This window comes from Tunturibacter gelidoferens (assembly GCF_040358255.1).
Taxonomy (GTDB): Bacteria; Acidobacteriota; Terriglobia; order Terriglobales; family Acidobacteriaceae; genus Edaphobacter; species Edaphobacter gelidiferens.
In genome coordinates this window covers 4320953-4341033 of sequence record NZ_CP132938.1, presented here as the reverse complement: position 1 = coordinate 4341033, position 20081 = coordinate 4320953, and the positions used below count along the sequence as shown (strand labels likewise).

Genomic DNA, 20081 nt, shown 5'->3' with positions numbered 1-20081 from the left:
CCGTCGGCACAGGAAACTACATCATGACACTTCTTTTACGTGCCTCGTCTCTTCGCCATCTCCGGCTGATTCCGGCTGCGTCACTTCTTTTTGCTGCGCACACGATGATCGCTCAGGCTCCAGCCGCTTCAAAGGGGTTGGTTGCAACTTCGGTTCAAACTGATCGCGCGTCTTCGTACTACCACTATGGGTTGGCGCGGCTCTATGAAGATATGGCGGTCAATGCGGGGCGATCGGATTATGCGACCCAGGCGGTGGAGCAATACAAGCTGGCTTTGGATGCTGACCCGAATTCGCGCCTTCTGCAGGATGGTCTGGCCGACCTTTACTTCAAGATTGGCCGCATTCGTGAGGCTGTGACCGCTGCGCAGGATCAGGTGACCAAGAATCCTGATGATATTGAAGCTCATACCTTGCTGGGAAAGGTCTATCTGCGTTCGCTCGGAGATATGCAAAGCTCTCAGTCGGGGCAGATGCTTCAACTCGCGATTGCAGAGTACGAAAAGCTTGCTCAGCTGAAGCCGAACGACGTAGAGACGCATCTTTTGTTGGGCCAGCTGTATGGACTGAATCACGACTCGGGGAAGGCTGAGGCTCAGTTCAAAGCAGCGCAGGGCATTGACGCAAATTCGGAGGAGGTTGCGCTCAATATGGCGCGGCTCTATAGCGAGCAGGGAGATCCGAAGCGTGCCGCCGATGTGCTCAGCGCGATTCCGGTCGACGATCGTTCGCCGCGCGTCGAGTTTGCGTTAGGTGCGAGCTATGAGCAGCTGAAGAGAAATAAGGACGCAATCGCTGCCTATCATCGGGCTCTCGATGCTGAGCCCGATAATCTGGATACAGAGCGCGGTCTTGCCAATGCGTTGCTTGGCGATGGGCAACTTGATGAGGCGCTCAAGGTGCTGAATGGGATTGTCGCCGCTGAGCCGCAGGACGCCCAGTCGCAGATCCATATCTCCGAGATCGAGCGGAGACAAGGGCATTACGATGAAGCGCTGAAGACCTTGGATAAGGCAAAGCCGCTGGCTCCTGACTCGCTCGAGCTTACTTACAATGAGGCACTTATCTATGACTCGCTGGGTCGTTATGATGATGCGATCGGGGTGCTGATCAAGCTGGTGGCTGACTCTTCGCATCCGGATGGAAAGTACACGGATGGAGAGAAGGCCAATCGCTCGATCTTCCTCGATCGGCTGGCGATCATCTATCGCGAGGAGAACAAGACTGCAAACGCTGTTGCTGCTTACAAGCAGATAGCTGCGCTTGGCGGGGATTACGTCAAGACTGGTTATCAAGGCCAGATCGACGCCTATCGCGATGCTCATCAGTGGAAGGAAGCTACTGCGGCTGCCGCTGAGATCGCGAAGCTGATGCCGAACGATCACGGGATTCAATTGATGTATGCCGGTCAGCTTGCCGATACAGGTTCGGTTGATGAGGGTATCGCGTTGGCGAATGCGCAGTTGGCGGCGACGAAGGGAACTTCGGATGAGCGTGATTCGCATCTGGCTTTGGCCCAGATTTACACTCGCCTGAAGCGTTACCAGGAGGCGTCCGCTGAGCTGACGAGCGCTGATGCACTGGCGACGAAGCCGGATGAGAAGCTCTATGTGGCGTTTCTGCGCGGTGCGCTTTACGACCGGCAGAAACAGTATGATCTGGCCGAAGCAGAGTTTCGCAAGGCTCTTGCGATCGATCCGCAGAACGCCACGGTTCTCAACTATCTTGGCTACATGCTGGCCGATCGCGGCGTTCGACTTCCGGAAGCTCTGACGCTGATCCGCAAGGCGGTTGAGCTCGATCCGCAAAATGGTGCGTTTCTGGATTCGCTCGGTTGGGTTTACTACAAATCCGGTCAATATGCTTTGGCAGAGGAAAATTTGCGCAAGGCAAATGAGCGAATCAATACCGACCCCACGGTGCATGATCATCTCGGCGAGGTCTATGAGAAGACTGGGAACCTGAAGATGGCGGTGGTGCAGTGGGAGCGGTCGATGACCGAATATGCTCGCTCGCTGCCCGCGGATGCCGATCCTGCGGATGTTGCGAAGGTCCAGCATAAGCTCGAAAACGCGCGGGTGAAGCTGGCGAAGGTCGGCACCGTCTCCGTCAAATAGATCCATAGCGGCAAAAGGTGTGAGGCTCCTCGAGCGAATCTTGAGGAGCCTCACGCCGTTTACACTAGATTTGACTATGGCACTCGATCTTCATCGCTGCGCGGTCGTTGCCGATCCGGACGATCTGCTGCTGACTCGTGTGTACCCTGCACCCTTTCGGCCTTCGCGGACGCCGTTTCAGCGGGACCGGGAGCGGATTGTGCAGGCTCGCGCGTTCCGGCGACTCGCGGGTAAGACGCAGGTCTTTACCAGTCGCGCTTCGGATCACTTTCGGAGTCGTCTGACGCACACGATTGAAGTTGCACAGATCGCTCGCGCGGCTGCTGCGGCGCTTGGTCTGCAGGAAGATCTGGCTGAGACGCTGGCGCTGGTTCATGACATCGGTCATCCGCCATTTGGGCATGCGGGCGAGCGGGCGTTGGACCAGTGCCTGAAGCGGCATGGCCGCGGCTTTGACCACAACATTCATGCACTGCGTATCGTGGATCACTTCGAGCAGCGATATGCGGCGCATCGCGGGCTGAATCTCACGCTTGGCGTTCGCGAGGGGATCATCAAGCACTCGCGGGACTACAGCATCGAGAAGCATCCGGATCTTACAGGCTTGCTGCTGGATCAACGGCCACCTCTCGAGGCGCAGTTGATTGATCTGGCGGACGAGATTGCGTATCTTACGGCGGATCTTGATGACGGAGTCGAGTCCGGGCTGCTTGAGATCGGCCATATCTGCGAGCATGTGGAGATCGTTGCTCGGTGCTACGAGACCGTTGAGAGAGAACATGCTGGCGTCGATGAGAAGTTCCTGTTCAATGAGGCGTTGCAGTTGATGCAGAACGTTCTTACTGACGATTTGATTGAGAATACGGCACGCAACGTGGTGGCCATCGGCGCCCAGTCGCTTGCCGATGTGCGAAGGCACTCCAGCCGGCTGGCGCTGTTTTCGCCTGAGGTTGAGGCGGAGCGTCTGCAGGAGAAGCAGTATCTTTACGACACGCTTTACACCTGTCCGGCGCTCGAACATGAGCATGACAAGGCGGAAGAGGTCGTCACGGTCCTCTTCGACTACTGGATCAACGATCCGGAGGAGTTGCCGGTGAACCACTTCGAATCGGTGGAGAACCAGGGTCTGGCTCGCGTTGTGGCCGACTATATTGCCGGGATGACGGACAGCTTCATTCTGCTGCAGTATGCGCAGATCAAGCGGGCTGTTCGCCGGTAGGATGCCGCGCGATTAATAAATGTGAGCCGCTGCTTTCGAGGCGCGGTACACTTTCAGCCAAATGACCTTCAGTCCGGCTAATATCACGGCGCTTGTGATTGCTGCCAGCTTTGCGGCCGGCCTGAATATCTATGCCACGGTGCTGACGCTTGGGCTGCTGGCGCGTACGCAGTGGGTTGCGCTACCTCCGGGTCTGGATTCGTTGGGGCACACCTGGGTTCTGGTGGTGTGCGGGATCATGTTCGCGATCGAGTTCGTGGCCGATAAGATTCCGGCGTTTGATCTGGTCTGGAACGCGTTGCATACGGTGGTTCGAATTCCTATTGCTGCGCTGGTGGCGTATCACGCGAGTTCGCAGCTTTCTCCGCAGATGCAGGTGCTGGCGACCGCGATTGGGGCTGCTGTGGCGTTGGCGGCGCATGGGTCGAAGACTGCGCTGCGTGCTGCGGTTACGCCTAGTCCGGAGCCGGTGTCGAACATTGCTTTGAGCACGTCGGAAGATGTGGTGGCGGTTGGGCTGACGTGGTTTGCGACGCATCATCCGGTGATCGCGGCTTCGGCTGCTTTGATCTGTCTGGCGGCTGCGCTTCTGGCCGCGCGAGCGCTGCTTCGGGCGATACAGAAGCCGTTGCGCCGGTTGTTTGGCACCGATCTTGAAGAAAGCCGGAGTCAGGTGAAGCCGCTTCCCTGAGGGGGTACCCCCTCCCCCATTACCCCCGTTAACCTGTCTATTTTCAGCGAGTTGTGTTTTTGGCCTTCTGTAAAATCTTCATTGCAAAAGGGTTGCGGTCAAATTCGTCTTATCAAAGGAGTTACGCCCCGATGGGTGTGGACGCGAAAAAGCCCCAGGGCTGGCCGGGGCTTTTCTGTCTATGTCTAGTATAGCGATTTGGGTCTAACTGATACGCCACGCGTAAGTTGTTTCTTGTTAGCGGTTTATGTCATTTGGGGGCTTGACAGGTTTTTGGGAGAGTTCGGGGCGACATTAGGCGGCTGTGAAATTGACGAGAAGGAAAAACGAAATACGGGGGTCTCTCCACTGCGCCGTTCACGATGAGACCGTGAACGGCTTCGGTCGAGATGACGATTTTTATTGTTGGTTTGGAAAAACAACAAGAGACAAGGACAACAGCAGATCCCCTTCGGGGATGACAACCAGAAAGGCAAAGGCAAAGGCAACAGCAAAGGCAACAAGAAAGACCAAGGCAACAGGAAAGACAACAGCAACGCAAAACTAAACGCGGAGAGATCTACAGAATTAGTGGGGGCTGGGCATCTGGAGTTCGAATAGTTTGGCTGGGTCGGTGTAGGTTCCTTGCCAGCGGACGCCGAGGTGGAGGTGGGGGCCGGTGGCGCGGCCTGAGGCTCCACTGAGTGCGATGATCTGGCCGCGACGGACGCGGCGGCCGACGGCGACTTCGATCTTCGAGAGATGCATGTAGACGGTCATGAGTCCGAGGCCGTGATCGATGACGATGCAGCCGCCTTCGAAGTAGAGCGGGCGAGCGAGTACGACGCGGCCGGAGTTGATTGCGGCTACGGGTGTGTGCAGCTTCGCGTGGTAGTCGAGGCCATGATGAATGCTGGCTATTTTTCCGTTGAAGAGACGTTGATTGCCGAAGGAGTCAGACTCGGGCGCGAGGGGGAGAGGTGGAAGAAAGTTGCCGGACCATAGACGTGTGGGGGACGAGCTTGCGAAGGCTTTTTCTTTGACGATCTGATCTGCGGCGATTTGTTTGAGGGCGTGGGGAGTGGGTTCGACAAATTTGTCAGGAACGGTGAGGGGCACCTGGAGGTAGGGCGCGGTTTCGATGGTCAGTTGCTGGTGGAGTGTCTGATGGGTTCCGTCTTTGAGATTGGCTTCGAGGGTGAGGGGATAGCTGCCGGGGGCGAGCTCGACATCGACGCCGGCGAGCGCGAACCATGTGCGGTGGTCGGAGTTGGAGAAGAAGAGGATGCGGTGAGTCTGCCAATCGCCGGTTATGGAGAGCGCTTCGTTTGGGAGTGAGACGGTGATGAGGCAGGGCGATCCGTTCATCAAGGGAGCGGGAGAGACCTGGATAGAGTTGTCGAGCTTGTAGGCGCAGTGAGCTGGAGGCGCGACGGAGAGGAGCGTTGCGGCAGTGAGGATAAGGATTCGTTCGAACGCGCGGAGCATGAGATGTGAGTGTAATGGGAGAAAGCAGTTTGGTGGGGAGGCAAATTGTTGCTGAGGGCGGTGCGGGCCGGAGAGGTTCTCGCGGTGATATTCTAGCCAGAATCAGTAGGAATGAGGCCTCAGCTTTTCATGTCAAACCCCAGTGCTAAAGAGCCCACATCTTTCGAGTCTTTCGAATCTACCGAATCCCCCGAGTCCACAGAGTCGTTCGACGCGATTCTTTCGCAGTATGAGCAGACGCACTCGCGGCGGTCGGGCGATGGCGGAAAGCAGATAGCGGGGACTGTGGTTGCGGTGTCGGCTGATTCGGTGTTCGTCGATATTGGCTACAAGACGGAGGGGGTGTTGCCGCTGGCTCTGTTCCAGAGTTCGGGAGAGACGGTGGAGCCGGGTGGCAAGGTGCTGGTTTCGGTGAAGGGGCGCAACGAAGAGGGGTACTACGAGCTGTCGCGGATGCGGGTGGAGCAGCCGAAGGACTGGAGCGCGCTGGAGCAGGCGTTTGCGGATAAGTCGGTAATTGTGGGGACGGTGACGGGCGTGGTGAAGGGCGGCCTGACGGTGGATGTGGGGGTGAGGGCGTTTATGCCTGGATCGCGAAGTGGGGCGCGTGATGCGGCGGAGATGGAGAAGCTGGTGGGGCAGGAGATCCGCTGCAGGATTATCAAGCTGGACGTTGCGGAGGAGGACCTGGTTGTCGATCGGCGGGCGGTGGCGGAGGAGGAAGATCGTTCGACCAAGGAGCGGCGGTTTGGCGAGATCAGCGAGGGTGATGTGGTGTCGGGGACGGTGCGCAGCCTGACGGACTATGGGGCGTTTGTGGACATCGGTGGAGTGGATGGGTTGCTGCACATCAGCGATATTGCGTGGGCGCGAGTGGAGAAGCCGGCGGATGTTTTGACGGTGGGACAGCAGATTGATGCGAAGGTGTTGAAGGTGGAGGCGGCGGGGAAGAGAATCTCGCTGGGGATGAAGCAGTTGTTGGCGCATCCGTGGGATGCGGTGGCGGGGAAGTATGTTGCGGGTGAGAGGGTGCGAGGCGCGGTGACGCGGGTGACGGACTTTGGCGCGTTTGTGGAGTTGGAGCCGGGCGTTGAGGGGATGGTGCATGTCTCGGAGATGTCGTGGGTGAAGAAGGTGAGGAAGCCTGGGGACTTGGTGAAGCCGGGGGATGTGGTTGATGTGATGATTCTTGGCGTGAGTGCGGCGGAGAGGCGGATGTCGCTGGGGTTGAAGCAGACGCTGGGCGATCCGTGGGTGGACGCTGCGGAGAAGTTTTCGGTGGGCTCGCAGGTGGAGGGGCCGGTTACGAATTTTACGAAGTTCGGCGCGTTTGTGCAGCTGACGGAGGGCGTTGAGGGGATGATTCACGTCAGCGAGATCAGCGCGGAGAAGAGGATTGAACGGCCACAGGATGTGCTGCGCGTTGGGCAGGTGGTGAAGGCTAAGCTGCTCGATTTCGATATGGAGAAGAGGCAGATCAAGCTGAGTATGAAGCAGCTTGTGCCGACGGGTTTGGATGAGTATATCGCTGAGCACAACGAAGGGGATGTAGTGACGGGGCGGCTGATCGAGGTTTTGGGGGAGCAGGGGACGGTGGAGCTGGGCGAGGGGATTCGCGCGAGGGCGCGGCTGGTTGCAGAGGCTGCGGCGAAGGAAGAGACGAAGTCGGCAGGGGTTGATCTGTCGTCGTTCAGCTCGATGCTGGCGGCGCGGTGGAAGAATGGACCGAGCGCTGCCGAGACGAAGGCGGAGCCGGTTCGAGCGGGGCAGATTCGGAGCTTTCGGATAACGCTGCTGGATCGCGAGGCGAAGAAGGTCGGCGTGCAGCTGGTCTGAGGATTATCAAGAATAAATTCGCAGTAGCGAAAATGCGCGATTGTCCTTAGTTTTCAATGAAGTGCAGTGCCTCGTGGCGTTTTAGATGGTTTGGACGCGGGTTTGCGGCGCTTTTACGCGTAAGATACTGCGCTATATTAGATTTATCGTGTTCAGCCTGAGGCCAAAGACGAATACGCAGGGCTCGTGGAGGATCTTCCTCGCGCTGCTTTGTGTATTGCTGGTTTTGGCGACCGGAACGATTCAGGCTGTTCACTCCCACCCAGTTGATGACATCTCGCATGCGGACTGTGCGCTCTGCGTTACAGCTCACGTTGCTGTAGAAGTTGCTCAGCCGCCGGTGACGCTGTTTGTCGCTTCTGTTGTATCAGCGATAGAGGTCTTTGATCCGACGACGCGGACGAAGACTTTTTTCACGTTTGCACTCTTCACCCGACCGCCGCCTGTCAACGCTCATCTCTCGTAGGTTTGCGTTTGCCAGCACGTAACTGAAAAATTCAGGGGGTCATGATATGCACTCGTCTTCACGTCGTGCCGTATATATTTTAGTTTTTCTTTTTTCCATTCTCGCGTCCGTCTCGACGCTCTTGGCGCAGTCCAACTCAGGGATCGTCAGTGGAACCGTAACCGATCCTATCGGCGCCGTGATCCCAGGTGCGGTCGTTTCAATCTCAAATCCGATCAGCGGTTATTCCCGTTCGGCGTCGACCGATTCGGCCGGGCACTTCCAATTTACAAATCTCCCCTTAAACTCGTATCACTTGACGGCAACTGCTAATGGGTTCGCTTCTGTTGCGCAGGATGCCCATATAACTTCGTCGATCCCTGTGACCATGACAATCGCTCTGAAGGTCGAGGGATCGTCAACCACTGTGACCGTTGAGGCGGAAGACCTGGTGAGCAATGACCCGCTCGCACACACCAATGTGGACCGGAACTTGTTCAACAGGCTGCCGCTGGAGAGCCAGTCTTCTTCACTCAGCTCGCTCGTGACCCTAGCCTCGCCGGGTGTCGCGGCCGATTCCAACGGCCTCTTCCACGGTCTTGGCGATCACGCCTCGAACTCGTTTTCCATTGACGGACAGCCGATCACCGATCAGCAGAGCAAAGTGTTCTCCAATCAGATCCCGTCGAATGCGATCCAATCGATTGAGGCGATCCCTGGAGCCCCGACCGCCGAATACGGTGGCAAGACCAGCCTCATCATCAATGTGACTACCCGCTCCGGCCAGGGTTCGACCACTCCGCATGGAAGCGTAACCTCCTCCTATGGATCGTTCGGCTCCGCGACAGGGGGCTTCGATCTCTCCTACGGCGGCGCGAACTGGGGGAACTTCTTTGAGGTGGACGGGCTGAACACCGGCCGTTTTCTTGATGGCCCCGAGTATGCCGTCTTTCACGACAAGGGCAACGAACTCAACTTCTTCGATCGCGTCGACCGCAGCTTCACGCCGAAGGATTCGATACACCTCAACTTCAACTACACGCGTTCCTGGTTTCAGACGCCGAACACCTTCGACAACCTGAACGTTCAGAATGTGATCAGTGGAGGCTCTACCAGCAGTCCTGTGTTTGGCAGCGTAGGAAATACCGATCAGCGCGCGAAGATTCAGACCTTCGACATCGCGCCGCTCTACACCCATCTGATCGGCTCGAACGCGATCTTCAACTTCGGCGGCTTCGTTCGGAGAGACGGTTTCAACTACTACCCGAGCAATAACCCCTTTGCGGATCTTGGTCCAATCCAGAGCCAGACGATCAGCCAGAACCGAAGCCTGCTGAACGCCGGCGTCCGGTCCGACTACTCCGTTCAGTACGGTAGAAACAACATCAAGATCGGTGCTCTTTATCAGCAGACCTTTCTGCGGGAGAGAGATCCGATCGCCGTGATCAACTCCACGTTCAATTCGCCGTGCGTTGATGGCAGCGGCAACCCTCTTCCCGGCTTTACAGATCCCGGACAGTGTGCGGCGGCGGGTGCCTTTTCCAATGATCCCTCAGTCGGGGGAAGCTTCAATCCGGTCCTGCTTCCCTACGACCTTACCCGCGGCGGCACAAGCTTCAACTACTTCGGTCATACGGACATCAAAGAGCTTGCGCTCTACGTCCAGGATCAGATCAAGGCGGGCAACTGGCTCTTCAACGTCGGCATTCGCGGGGATTTGTATAACGGGTTAGCTGTTGCGCGGCAGGCGGAGCCTCGTCTTGGCATATCCTACAGCGTGAAGCAGACTGGAACCGTTCTTCGTGTCTCCTATGCTCGGACGCTGGAGTCACCGTTCAATGAAAATCTTGTGCTTTCGAGTCAAGGTTGCGCGAGTAATATTCTGGCTCCTCTGCTCAACTGCCAGGGGGGATCAAACGTTGTGACGCCTGGATATCGGAACGAGTTTCATGCCGGATTCCAGCAGGGCTTCGGAAAGAACTTCGTCATCGGAGGCGACTACATCTGGAAGTACACGCATAGCGCCTTCGACTTCTCCATCCTCGGCAACACGCCCATTTTCTTCCCCATTGACTGGCACAACTCGAAGATCCCGGGCTTTGTGATCCATGCTGATCTCCCGAACTATCACAACTTCTCTGCCTTCGTCTCGATGTCTTCGGTCGCTGCACGTTTCTTCCCGCCTCAGAGCGCAGGTGCGGGAGCCACTGTGGGACAGAGCGGGTATCCGTTCCGCATCGACCATGATGAGAAGTTCAACCAGACGACCCATGTTCAATATCAGGTTCCCGGCAAACGAGGCCCTTGGGTCGGCTTCAACTGGAGATACGATAGCGGCCTCAACGCGGCTTCTACCCCTTGCTACAACATCACTGACCCTAACAGCCACTGCGCGAGCGTTTCGACAACTCTCAATGGTCAGCCGGCAATCGATCTTAGCGGGTTTACCGCAGATCAGGAGTTCGAAGCCGGACTCTCCTGCAATGGTGTAAAAGCTACGCCCACAACGCCGCTGCCGACGCCTTGCCTCGCCACGCAACTTACATCTAGCCTCCTCTCAATCCCAGCGCCAGGAACTGAAAATGACGATAAGAACCCCTCGCGGGTAAAACCCCGCAGCCTCTTCGACGCTTCAATCGGTGAGGACAATCTGTTCGGCGGTGACAAACACCGGGTGAGCCTCCGCCTGACGGCTGTTAACCTCGCCAACAAGGTCGCGCTGTACAACTTCCTTTCAACCTTCAGCGGTACGCACTACGTTACGCCGCGCGCTTTGACGGCGGAGGTAGGCTTCCACTTCTAACGGAGGCATGCAACAAAGGAAGATCGGCAGTGGGATTGAATCCACTGCCGATCTTTTTTTGTCGCGATGTGGCTTGTTATTCGGATGCCTGTGACTTCGATAATTTTTCGAGATCCTTTAGGGTTTCCTTGCTCAGGGCTTTTTCGTGGAGGAGGAGTTCTGCTGCGCGGACGCGAGGCGTGCCGTGGAACCACTCCTGCACGATGTTGTTCTTGAGCAGGTTGGTAACGGCGAGCAGGCACATGCCCTGATGATGGGCCATCCAGGAGCGAACCAGTTCAGGTTGATTGCCCTGGGTGTAGTCGGCCGCTTCGTAGAAGCCGTAGGCGCCCATCCAATCCATCGATGCCATGCGGCGAAGATTTGCAATGGAGTCTTTGCGAAGAAGAGGCATGGCGAGGAAGCTGGAGTAGGGTGATATGACAGGACCGTCTTCGGCTCCGTACTTCAGCGCGAGCTTTGGAATGCCCCAGGCCTGGTAGCCGTATCGGCCTTGCGGATCTTTTTTGGAGAAGCCTGACTCGGAGATTCCCCATGGGATGCTGCGGACGTGATCTTTTTGTATGCGAACGGCGGATTCGAGAGAGCGTGCGATGAGGGTGTCGGGGAAGGTGCGCATCCATAGTGACGGCATCATGTACTCGAACATGGTTCCGGTCCAGGAGAGGAGAGCGGCACGTCCGTTGACCAGGACGTGAGAGCGGTCGAGGCGGAACCAGGATTGCTGAGGGATGTCGCCTTTGGCGACGGCGATGAAGGATGCGATGCGGGCCTCTGAGGCCAGGAGATCGTAGCAGGAGGAGTAGAGTTCGTGGGTGATGCCGTCGTAGCCGATGGAGAGGAGTTGGCGGGCTTCGACGAGGAGGAATCCGTACTCCATGGCGTCGGCGTGGCGCTCTGCCTCGGCGGCGATTTTCGTGATGTCGGATTTCAGCTGTTCGAGACGCTGCTTTGTGGCGGGGAGGAGAGCCAAAAGTTCGGCGGCTGCGGTGGCGAGCGCGGAGTCCTTTGGCAGGTCGCGGGATGTTCCGGTAAGTTTTGATTCCAATTCTGTTACGTATTCGGCTGCGTCGAGGAGCGTCGGAATTGCTTTGTGTTCGGAGCCGTCAAGTTGAGGTGGGACAAAGAGCGATTCGAAGCGGGGAAGGAGCCAGGGAGTGTACTGTTCGGCGAATTGAGACAACGCCGCGAGACGGCTTGAGATCTCGTTGGCGAACCATTGTTTGCTGTCCTGACTCTGGTTTGGCGGAGGGTTGTCTGTGGGTTTGGTTTGTTGGGCGATGGATCGAAGATGCGATCTGATGGCGGATGAAGGAGTTTCTGCGGGCGTGAGGGTGATTGTCGTTTTGACGGGTGGTTGCTGTGTTTGTTTCAGGCCTGCGAAGGTCTCTGGGGCGAGTAGTGGGCGCTTGAGAAGATCGAGGGCACCGGTGCGGAGGGTGTAGAGAGAGGCAGCGAGATTGCCACTGTCGACTGCGGAGACGATGTGCGGTGGGATGGGGCGGAGGGTCTCGATGTCGTACCAGTTGTAGATGTGGCCGCGTTGTTTCTCAAGGCTGTCGTAAGTGTTGAGGGTTCCCAATGTAGCCTGGGCAAACTCTGGGAGTGTGGTGAAGCCGAACTCGTACGCGGCCTGGCGAGCATTGAAGAGCATGCCGAGGTTTGTAGGCGAAAGCTTCCGGATCTGAAGAGTGTTTTGTTCTTCGACGTTGTCGGGGATGAGCCAGTGATTTTTTTCGTCGCCGAAGTCGTGAAAGTAGCGCCAGATGTGGAGCGCCTGCTGCTGCAGGAAGTGGGTGTCTTCTGAGGTGAGGGGGCCCTCCTCGCGACGAGGCGGCGAGTTCAGCCAGATGGCTACGAGGGGCGCTATGGTCCAGAGAAGAAGAACTGGGGAGGCTGCTACGAGAGACCAGATGTTGTGGAAGGCGAGGGCGAGGGCTATGAGGACGGCCGCGACGGGGGAGAGTTGGAGGTAGATGTCGAGGGGCGTTCGGGATTTGCCGGATTCGGCTTGCGCGGCGGTCTCCCACTCGAGCATGTGTTTGCCTGATACCAACGTGCGGCTGAGAGAGCGGACGATGGCGTCGATGGCGAGGAACATGTGGTGGGGTAGGAAGGTGAGGTTGAGCATCGTGAAGCCGAAGGAGGTGGCGAAGGTGAAGACGCCCTCGCGTGCGCCGACGAAGCTGAATTTCAGCAGGGCTCTGCCGAGGTTGAAGCCGAGTTGCACGAGGACTGGAAGGAGGAGGAGGACTAAGCCGGCGATGGTCCAGTAGAGTGCGCCGCCAGGGAGCATGAACCAGCCGAGGAGGAAGAGCAGGAAGGTGACGGGTTCGACGAGGCTGCGGCGGAGGTTGTCGAAGATCTTCCAGCGCGAGACGGTGTTGATGGGGTTGGGAACGGATTTGCCGGATTCGTCGGGGACGTGGGCGAAGAGCCAGCGTGCGATCTGCCAGTCGCCGCGCACCCAGCGATGCTTGCGACGGGTGTGAGCAGAGTAGTGGGAGGGGTAGTCGTCGATGATTTCGATGTCGGTGACGAGGCCGGCGCGGGCGTAGGAGCCTTCGATGAGGTCGTGCGAGAGGAGAGCGTTGCGGGGGAAGCGGCGGTCGAGGACTTCGTGGAGGATGGCGACCTCGAAGATGCCCTTGCCGGCGAAGATGCCTTCCCCGAAGAGGTCCTGGTACACGTCGGAGACGGCGCGGGTGTAGATGTCGAAGCCGGTTTCGCCGGAGTAGAGGGATGCGAGGCGGGAGCGCGATGCTGATGCGACGCTGACACCGACGCGTGGTTGGAGGATGCCGTAGCCCTGGGTGACGATGCGAGTGCGCGGGTTGACGATGGCCTGATTGAGCGGGTGCGCCATGGTTCCGACCATGCGGGCAGCAGTGCCGCGTGGGAGCTGCGTGTCGGAGTCGAGGGTGATGACGTAACGGACGTGATGAAGGGCGTCGAGCGGACCGGCCTTGAGGGGGAAACTGTCGAATTCGTTCAGCAGGAATTTATTGAGGTCGAGGAGCTTGCCGCGCTTTCGCTCCCATCCCATCCAGACGCCCTGGCGGGAGTTGAAGACACGGTAGCGATGGAGGAGGAAGAAGGCTCCGCCTTTGGTGCGCGGGTATTTTTCGTTGAGATGATCGACGCACTGGACGGCGAGTTTGGCGAGAGGGTTGGAGTCTTCGTCGAGGGGGCGAGCCTTGGTGTCGGGAAGATCGGTGAGGAGACCGAAGTGGATGTTGGGATCCTGGTTGGAGAGGTAGCGGGCTTCAAGTTCGTCGAAGAGTTCGCGGACCTGGATCTCGTTGAGCAGGAGAGTGGGGACGACGACGAGGGTGATGGCGTCGTCGGGGACGCCTTTGGAGAGGTCGATCTTCGGGAGAGACTCCGCGTGCATGAGTGCGGTGATTGTGTTGTTGATGAGGTCTACGCCGCCCTGGGTTGCGGGGAGCAGAGCAAGCAGGAGTGCTCCCATGACGGGCCAGAAGGCGTGGTGCGGAACCAGGGGAGCGATGATGGCTACGATGAGAAGACAAGAAAGCGTGAAGATGCCGAGGATGTAGAAGTCTTCGTTGTAGCGGCGCAGAAAGCGGCGGATCTGTTCGATGGGCGGGGGATGGTACCCGATGCGTTGGCTCAGCGCGGGCAGGCCTTCGGCGAAGAGATAGTAGCCGATGTGCCTGGTTCTGAGGGCGAGGCGAGGATCGTGGTCGGAGGCTGCTGCAGCTTCGCGTGCCAGGTTGAGGGCGATCTTCGCGGTTTCGACTTCGCTGGCGTCGGCGTAGTGAGCCAGTTCAGCTACACGCATGTGGTAGTTGTGGCGGGTTTCGTCCTCCATGCGTGCGAAGACGGAGGCGGGATCTTCGCGGAGAATGGAATCGAAGGCAATGAGGGGCTCGAGGACGTTGCGCCACTCGAACTGATTGAGCCTGCGCATGCTGTGGAGGATGGCGGAGAAGGGAGATTGCTCGATAGGTGGCAGCGGGCCTGCGGCGAAGGCCTCTTCGGCGCGGTCCAGAATGTATTCGAGCTGTGCGAGCTTGAGGGCCTGGGGGAGGACTGTAATCTCTTCGAGCAGGAGCGCGTCACGCTGCTGGGCTTGGTTGACGTAGACGGTGAGGGACTCGTCGGACCAGATGCCGCGGGCTGCGACGAGGTATCCCTCGGTGAGGTTGATCGCTCGTGGCAACTCGCTTTCTTTGTCGACACGCACGTGGGGAAGAGAGGCGAAGGTTTCGGCGGTGTTGTCTCCTGCGATGAGCGCGGACTCCAGCATGCGGGTGCTTTCGAGGAGTTCGAGTTCGGGGGTGAGTTCGTGGATGGAAGCGGTTTTTTTGCAGGTGCGAAGGACCTCGGTAAGGCGCTGCTTGAGGCTTTCGAGTCGCTTCGAGAGGCCGTCCGATTTTGTGCTGGCCGGCACCATCTCCCACTGGCGGCTCATGGCATCGGCGCGCTGTCTCAGCTCTGCGTCTGAGACAGAGGGCTTTTCGGGAAGACCCGCAGTCGGCATCTCCAGGGCCGGAGCAGTGGGTGGCAGAGCGTGTTCTGCGGTGACCGGATTCTCTGAAGACGGTGCCATGGAGCCTTTCTCAAACCGTTCTCCCGCCGCGGCGGGTGCTGAGTGCGATTATCTGCTCGTGCTGACTTATCTGCTGGTGGCGATGTGTCCGCTGGTGCTGACTGGATGAGATGCGGGAGCGAGGTTACCTGTAGCTTGCGGCCTGCATCTCAAACATGCTCGCATAGAGTCCATTTTTGTCTATGAGCTGTTGGTGGTTGCCTTCTTCGATCAGCCGGCCGCCGGAGAGGACGACGATGCGGTCGGCCATACGTACGGTGGAGAAGCGGTGCGAGATCAGTAGAGCCATCTTGCCGAGGGTGAGTTCGGCGAAGCGCTCGAAGACTTCAAGTTCGCTGCGTGCGTCGAGGGCGGCGGTGGGCTCGTCCAAGATGAGGAGCTGGGCGTCGCGCAGGTAGGCGCGGGCGAGGGCAATCTTCTGCCACTCTCCGCCGGAGAGTTCGACGCCACCTTCGAAGCGACGGCCGAGCATCTGATCGTATCCGCCGGCGAGCTTGTCGACTACGGTGTCGGCGAGGCTTTTGTGGGCGGCAACCTCGATGTCGCTGTCCTGATAGGGCTGATCGACGCGGCCTACGGCGATGTTTTCGCGCGCGGTCATCTCGAAGCGCATGAAGTCCTGGAAGATGACTCCTATGTTGCGGTGCAGATCTTCGAGGTTGTACTCGCGGAGGTCGATGCCGTCGAGCAGGATCTGTCCTTCGGTGGGATCGTAGAGGCGCGTGATCAGTTTGACGACGGTGGTCTTTCCCTGGCCGTTTTCGCCGATGAGCGCGATTCGTTCTCCGGGGGAGAGGGTGAGGTTGAAGTTCTTGAGGACGGTTCGGTTGGTGCCGGGATAGGTGAAGGAGACGTTGCGGAACTCGAAGCCGCTTTGAATTTTTGCTGGGGCGGGAAGGCCGTCGGGGTTGGAGAGGACGGTTGGCTTCATGTCGAAGAAGGCGATGAGGTCGGTGAGGAAGAGGGCCTGGTCTGCGATTCCGGATGCGGTGGAGAAGACCTGCTGGAGGTTGGAGCTGGCTTGCTGAATGGCGGTGGTGAGGAATCCGAACTGGCCGATGTTGTAGGCGCCGTGCAGGGTGCGCCAGATGACGTAGACGTAAGCTCCGTAGTAGCCAAGCGTGCCTATGATACCGAGCAGACCGCCAACGATGAGCTTGGATCGGGAGAGGGTGACGTCTTCGAGGTAGATCTGGTCAGCGAGCGCCTGAAATCTGTTTGTGAAGAATTTGTTCAGGCCGAAGAGCTTTACTTCTTTGGCGCCCTCTCGGCTACCGGCGACTTGCCGAAGGTAGTCCATCTGGCGCTTGGCTGGAGTCTGGCGGAAGTTTTTGGCGTAGCCGAGAAAAGCGTAGTGGGTTTCGCCGAGGAAGGAGGGAAGTACGCCTAATGCCAGGAGGAGGACGAGCCATGGGGAGGCCAGCGCCAAGGCAGCTGAAAAAGCCAAGGTGGTGATGATCTGCGTGATCAGGCGGCCCAGTTGTTGGATCATCGCAAGGCGATCTGTGGCCTGCACACGGGCGCGTTCGAGGCGATCGTAGAAGACGGGATCTTCGTAGGTGGTGAGATCGAGACGCGCGGCCTGCTCCATGACTCGAACGCTGACGTACTGGGTGTAGCGGTTGGCAAGGAGCGAGTCGGAGTAATCGATGGCGCGGGTGATGAGGCCGAGGGAGACGTTGAGGACGACCTCGGCGATGACGAGCTTCCAGAAGTTGGGGGCAAGGGCGTGGCCGCGGATGACCTCTGCGATGTCATTCAGGATGTATGCGGCGATCTTCGCGATACCAAACGGAAGAGTAGCGACGATGAGACGAAGGAAGAGCCCCCAGGTGACGACGGCACGGCCTGACTCCCAGAGGATGCGCAGGACGGCCGGCATATTTCGAAGGGCGCTGATCCGATCACGCCATGGACTCTCAGCATTCACAAGGTCTTTCAAATCGCTCCTAAAGTGAGACTGCAAAAGAGAAAGGAAGAGTCACATAGAAGTTGGGCTTCGTTTAATGGATGCAGTAAAGCTATCAGGTGTTGGATATGTAATGGGGCAAGTGATTGACGTGGAGGTCGTTCGCCTGGGGGATCAGGAGAGTTGGAAGGGGTTTAGCTGATGCCAGATTTCGGGATCGACCGGGACGCCGAGGCGTAGGTTCTCTTCGCGGAGTTGCAGGGTCTGTTGGCCGGGGTAACGGATGGGTTTGCCGGGGTCGGCTGGGGTTGCCTGATGGAGCGAGTCGAGGATGGCGTCGGCGATTTGGGAGAGCTCTTGCGGATCGGCGATGGTGGTGGGGTCGATGGCGAGGAAGATCTGGGAGAGGCCGGACTCGCGGAGGGGGTCGCGGGGAATCTGATGGGTGGCTAGACCGCCGGAGAGCATCGCGGCGAGCATATCGAGGACGAGGGAGAGTCCAGAGCCCTTCCAGTAGCCGACGGGGAGGGCGCGTTGCGATGACTCTATGGCTGCGCCGTCGCGGGTGAGATTGCCCGCAGTGTCGAAACCACCGTCGACGGGAAGCGGTTGTCCGCGTTTGCTGTAGGCGGCTAGTGTGCCGTAGGAGAACTGCGACATTGCCATGTCGAGAACGACGTGACCGCCGGGGCGAGGAACTGCGATGACGAACGGGTTGTTGCCGAGGGTGGTGTGGTGGCTCCCCAGGCGGGGAGGTTGGCGAGGGTATTGGTCCAGCAGAGGGCGAAGAGGCCTTGCTCGGCGGCCTGCCAGCCGTAGGTTCCGCCGCGCATCCAGTGGTTGGTGTTGGCGAGGGCTACTGCGCCTATGCCGTGTTGTTTTGCGAGGGTGATGGCTCGCTGCATGGAAGCTTGGGCGTTTAGATTGCCCACGCCGCGATGGCCTTCCCAGCGCTCGATGGCTCCGATGCCGGTGGTTTTGGTGGGTTCGGCGTGGATGTCGATACTGCCGTTGCGGATGGTTTCAACGAAGCGGGGAAATCGATTGAGGCCGTGGGTATATACGCCGTCGCGTGTGGTTTCAGCGAAGAGACGGGCACACAGGGCAGCGCGGTCTTCGGTGAGGCCGAGTTGCTGCATGGCGCGGCGGAGGGCCGCGTGGAGTTCGTCGAACGGGACTCGAAGCATGGCTCTAGTTTAGAGCTTGTCTAATTTGTCTTCCGTCGATAAGAGTTGGCCGCGGATTTGGCGGCGCATCAGACGCTTAGTTCTTGTTGGCTGGGGCCTGGTCGACTGTCTCCTTCGAGTGCTCGAAGGCTTTGGTAGAGTGCTCGTGGGCTTGTTTGGAGAGCTCGTGGGCGGTAAGGTGATCGCCTTTGCCGTGCGCAGTTGCTGCGGCCTGGTGGGCGTGGGCTGCTTTGTTGTGATATTCGGCGGCGCGGTCGTGCGGGCTTTGCGGCATTATGTGCTCCTTGCTTTGTTGGATGCGTGTTCGCGTCAGGGTGGAGTAGGTGTTATCTGCCCATCCAGCCGCCGTCGACGGTGAGAACAGTGCCGGTGACGTAGTTGCTGGCGGGAGAGCTGAGGTAGAGGGCGGCGCCGGCGATGTCTTCGGGTTGGCCCCAGCGGGCGGCGGGGATGCGCTCGAGGATCTGGCGGTTGCGGGCTTCGTCGGCCTGAAGGGCCTCGGTATTGGTGGTGGCGAAGTAGCCGGGTGCGATGGCGTTGACCTGAATGCCTTTGGGAGCCCACTCGTTGGCGAGCGCCTTGGTGAGCTGGGCGACTCCGCCTTTGCTGGCGGCGTAGGCGGGTACGCGAATGCCTCCCTGAAAGCTCAGGAGGGAGGCGATATTGACGATTTTGCCGCAGCTTGTGCCAAGGCCGCCGCGCGAGATCATGTCGCGAGCCGCGAGCTGGGAGAGTTGAAAGACGCTCGTGAGATTGACCTGCAGGACTTGCTGCCAATCTTCAAGGGTGACCTCTTCAGCAGCGGCTCGGAGAATGGTTCCGGCGTTGTTGATCAGGATGTCGACGCGGCCAAATCTTTCTTTGACTTGGGTGAAGAGATCTTCGGCACCGTTGGTGGAGGAGAGATTGGCGCGAAAGGCTGCGGCATTTTTGCCTATGGCTTCGGCGGTCTCGGTGGCGGCGCGGCGATTGCCGTGGCACGCGACCGCGGCCCCCGCTTGCGAGAGTGCGATGGCGATGGCTGCGCCGAGCCCGCTGGCCGAGCCGGTAACGAGTGCTACTTTGTTGTCGAGGCGGAAGCTTTCGAAGATGTTTGCTGAGGTGATTGGCATTATGGTCAATGTACGCGGAGGGTCTCGGCGAGACAACTGATGTGGATGTTGACGGGAAGGGGATGGTTTCGTATGGTTGGGTGATTGTTCGAGGAGAGAACTATATGCGGTCCATGAGGAACTGGGTGGCGGTGGTGTTGATGAGCGGAGCGTCGTTGGGGTGGTCGCAGGCGGTGACGCCAGGGGCTACCACGCAGGCGCAGATCGGGCTGGTAGATCTGTTGACACCGAAGGATGTCGCGGCCCAGGGGGCGGAACAGCTGGAGAGGGCGAAGGCGAGCGCCAGTGGAAGCTCTGGCGCGACGCTGGCGAAGTATCCGGGGCATTACACGATGATTACGGCACGGGCGAAAAGCGGTGGCGCCGAGGTGCATGCAAACTTTTCGGACTTTCTGATTGTTGTAGATGGCGAGGGGACGGAACTGACTGGCGGCACCGTGGTCGATCCGAAGGAAGGGGAGAATGGAGAGACTCGGGGGGTGCGCTTGGAGGGTGCAACGGCCCATTCGCTGCATAAGGGAGATATTCTTCACATTACGGCGGGGACACCGCATCAGGCGATTGAAGCTCCGGGACAGACGATTACTATCTTCGTCATCAAAGTGCAGAAGCCAGCGGTAGAAGGAAGTGTCGCGGCGAAATAGTCAGGTTCGGCGTGTGGAGTCGGGCCGAGGCTCTTATATTTTATTGAATTCGATTGGGATGGGGGATAGGGAATG

12 protein-coding genes and 1 pseudogene are annotated in these 20081 nt (G+C 58.7%); 7 read left to right on the top strand and 6 right to left on the bottom strand.

Annotation, left to right across the window (positions count from 1 at the left end; all coding sequences use genetic code 11):
• The first annotated feature begins 23 nt into the window (after positions 1-23).
• The 3 genes from RBB81_RS18840 to RBB81_RS18830 all read left to right on the top strand — a co-directional run bounded on the left by RBB81_RS18840 (position 24) and on the right by RBB81_RS18830 (position 4027).
• The gene (locus tag RBB81_RS18840; protein WP_353071696.1) at positions 24-2117 is read left to right on the top strand and encodes a tetratricopeptide repeat protein; all 2094 of its coding nucleotides are present in this window, start codon (positions 24-26) and stop codon (positions 2115-2117) included.
• A 76-nt stretch (positions 2118-2193) separates the two neighbouring features.
• Positions 2194-3336: a dGTP triphosphohydrolase gene (gene dgt / locus RBB81_RS18835; RefSeq protein WP_353071695.1), complete on the top strand. Its 1143-nt coding sequence runs from the start codon at positions 2194-2196 to the stop codon at positions 3334-3336.
• Positions 3337-3397: 61 nt separating this feature from the next.
• Complete coding sequence (locus tag RBB81_RS18830) at positions 3398-4027, top strand: DUF4126 domain-containing protein (RefSeq protein WP_353071694.1); 630 nt, start codon at positions 3398-3400, stop codon at positions 4025-4027.
• Between the two features lie 567 nt (positions 4028-4594).
• Here RBB81_RS18830 and RBB81_RS18825 read toward each other — a convergent pair.
• The gene (locus RBB81_RS18825) at positions 4595-5494 is read right to left on the bottom strand and encodes a M23 family metallopeptidase (RefSeq protein WP_353071693.1); all 900 of its coding nucleotides are present in this window, start codon (positions 5492-5494) and stop codon (positions 4595-4597) included.
• 129 nt (positions 5495-5623) lie between these two features.
• Here RBB81_RS18825 and RBB81_RS18820 point away from each other — a divergent pair, with 129 nt between their 5' ends.
• The 3 genes from RBB81_RS18820 (at position 5624) to RBB81_RS18810 (ending at position 10578) form a co-directional block, all read left to right on the top strand.
• Complete coding sequence (locus RBB81_RS18820) at positions 5624-7330, top strand: 30S ribosomal protein S1 (protein WP_353071692.1); 1707 nt, start codon at positions 5624-5626, stop codon at positions 7328-7330.
• Between the two features lie 148 nt (positions 7331-7478).
• Positions 7479-7796, top strand: a complete 318-nt coding sequence (locus RBB81_RS18815; RefSeq protein ID WP_353071691.1) for a hypothetical protein — start codon at positions 7479-7481, stop codon at positions 7794-7796.
• A gap of 46 nt (positions 7797-7842) precedes the next feature.
• A complete protein-coding gene (locus RBB81_RS18810; protein WP_353071690.1) occupies positions 7843-10578 on the top strand; it encodes a TonB-dependent receptor in 2736 nt (911 codons plus the stop codon).
• A 76-nt stretch (positions 10579-10654) separates the two neighbouring features.
• On the opposite strand, the gene RBB81_RS18805 is transcribed toward RBB81_RS18810, so the two are convergent.
• From RBB81_RS18805 to RBB81_RS18785, 5 genes and pseudogenes are all read right to left on the bottom strand, one after another.
• Positions 10655-15154, bottom strand: a complete 4500-nt coding sequence (locus RBB81_RS18805) for a glucoamylase family protein (RefSeq protein WP_353071689.1) — start codon at positions 15152-15154, stop codon at positions 10655-10657.
• Between the two features lie 124 nt (positions 15155-15278).
• Positions 15279-17096 (bottom strand): ABC transporter ATP-binding protein, encoded by a 1818-nt coding sequence (locus RBB81_RS18800; RefSeq protein WP_353071688.1) that lies wholly within the window; start codon positions 17094-17096, stop codon positions 15279-15281.
• A gap of 141 nt (positions 17097-17237) precedes the next feature.
• A pseudogene (gene yiaK, locus RBB81_RS18795) lies at positions 17238-18202 on the bottom strand (3-dehydro-L-gulonate 2-dehydrogenase).
• Positions 18203-18326: 124 nt separating this feature from the next.
• Positions 18327-18524, bottom strand: coding sequence for a DUF1771 domain-containing protein (locus RBB81_RS18790; protein WP_353071687.1), 198 nt, complete (start codon positions 18522-18524; stop codon positions 18327-18329).
• Positions 18525-18576: 52 nt separating this feature from the next.
• A complete protein-coding gene (locus tag RBB81_RS18785) occupies positions 18577-19362 on the bottom strand; it encodes a glucose 1-dehydrogenase (protein WP_353073953.1) in 786 nt (261 codons plus the stop codon).
• Positions 19363-19466: 104 nt separating this feature from the next.
• On the opposite strand from RBB81_RS18785, the gene RBB81_RS18780 reads away from it, so the two are divergent.
• Positions 19467-20006, top strand: coding sequence for a cupin domain-containing protein (locus tag RBB81_RS18780; protein ID WP_353071686.1), 540 nt, complete (start codon positions 19467-19469; stop codon positions 20004-20006).
• The last annotated feature ends 75 nt before the right edge of the window (positions 20007-20081 follow it).

Bases quoted from the DNA above. Each gene is read 5' to 3' on its own strand.
- RBB81_RS18840 (WP_353071696.1), top strand. From the start codon at position 24: ATGACACTTCTTTTACGTGCCTCGTCTCTTCGCCATCTCCGGCTGATT.
- dgt (WP_353071695.1), top strand. From the start codon at position 2,194: ATGGCACTCGATCTTCATCGCTGCGCGGTCGTTGCCGATCCGGACGAT.
- RBB81_RS18830 (WP_353071694.1), top strand. From the start codon at position 3,398: ATGACCTTCAGTCCGGCTAATATCACGGCGCTTGTGATTGCTGCCAGC.
- RBB81_RS18825 (WP_353071693.1), bottom strand. From the start codon at position 5,494: ATGCTCCGCGCGTTCGAACGAATCCTTATCCTCACTGCCGCAACGCTC.
- RBB81_RS18820 (WP_353071692.1), top strand. From the start codon at position 5,624: ATGTCAAACCCCAGTGCTAAAGAGCCCACATCTTTCGAGTCTTTCGAA.
- RBB81_RS18810 (WP_353071690.1), top strand. From the start codon at position 7,843: ATGCACTCGTCTTCACGTCGTGCCGTATATATTTTAGTTTTTCTTTTT.
- RBB81_RS18805 (WP_353071689.1), bottom strand. From the start codon at position 15,154: ATGGCACCGTCTTCAGAGAATCCGGTCACCGCAGAACACGCTCTGCCA.
- RBB81_RS18790 (WP_353071687.1), bottom strand. From the start codon at position 18,524: ATGCCGCAAAGCCCGCACGACCGCGCCGCCGAATATCACAACAAAGCA.
- RBB81_RS18785 (WP_353073953.1), bottom strand. From the start codon at position 19,362: ATGCCAATCACCTCAGCAAACATCTTCGAAAGCTTCCGCCTCGACAAC.
- RBB81_RS18780 (WP_353071686.1), top strand. From the start codon at position 19,467: ATGCGGTCCATGAGGAACTGGGTGGCGGTGGTGTTGATGAGCGGAGCG.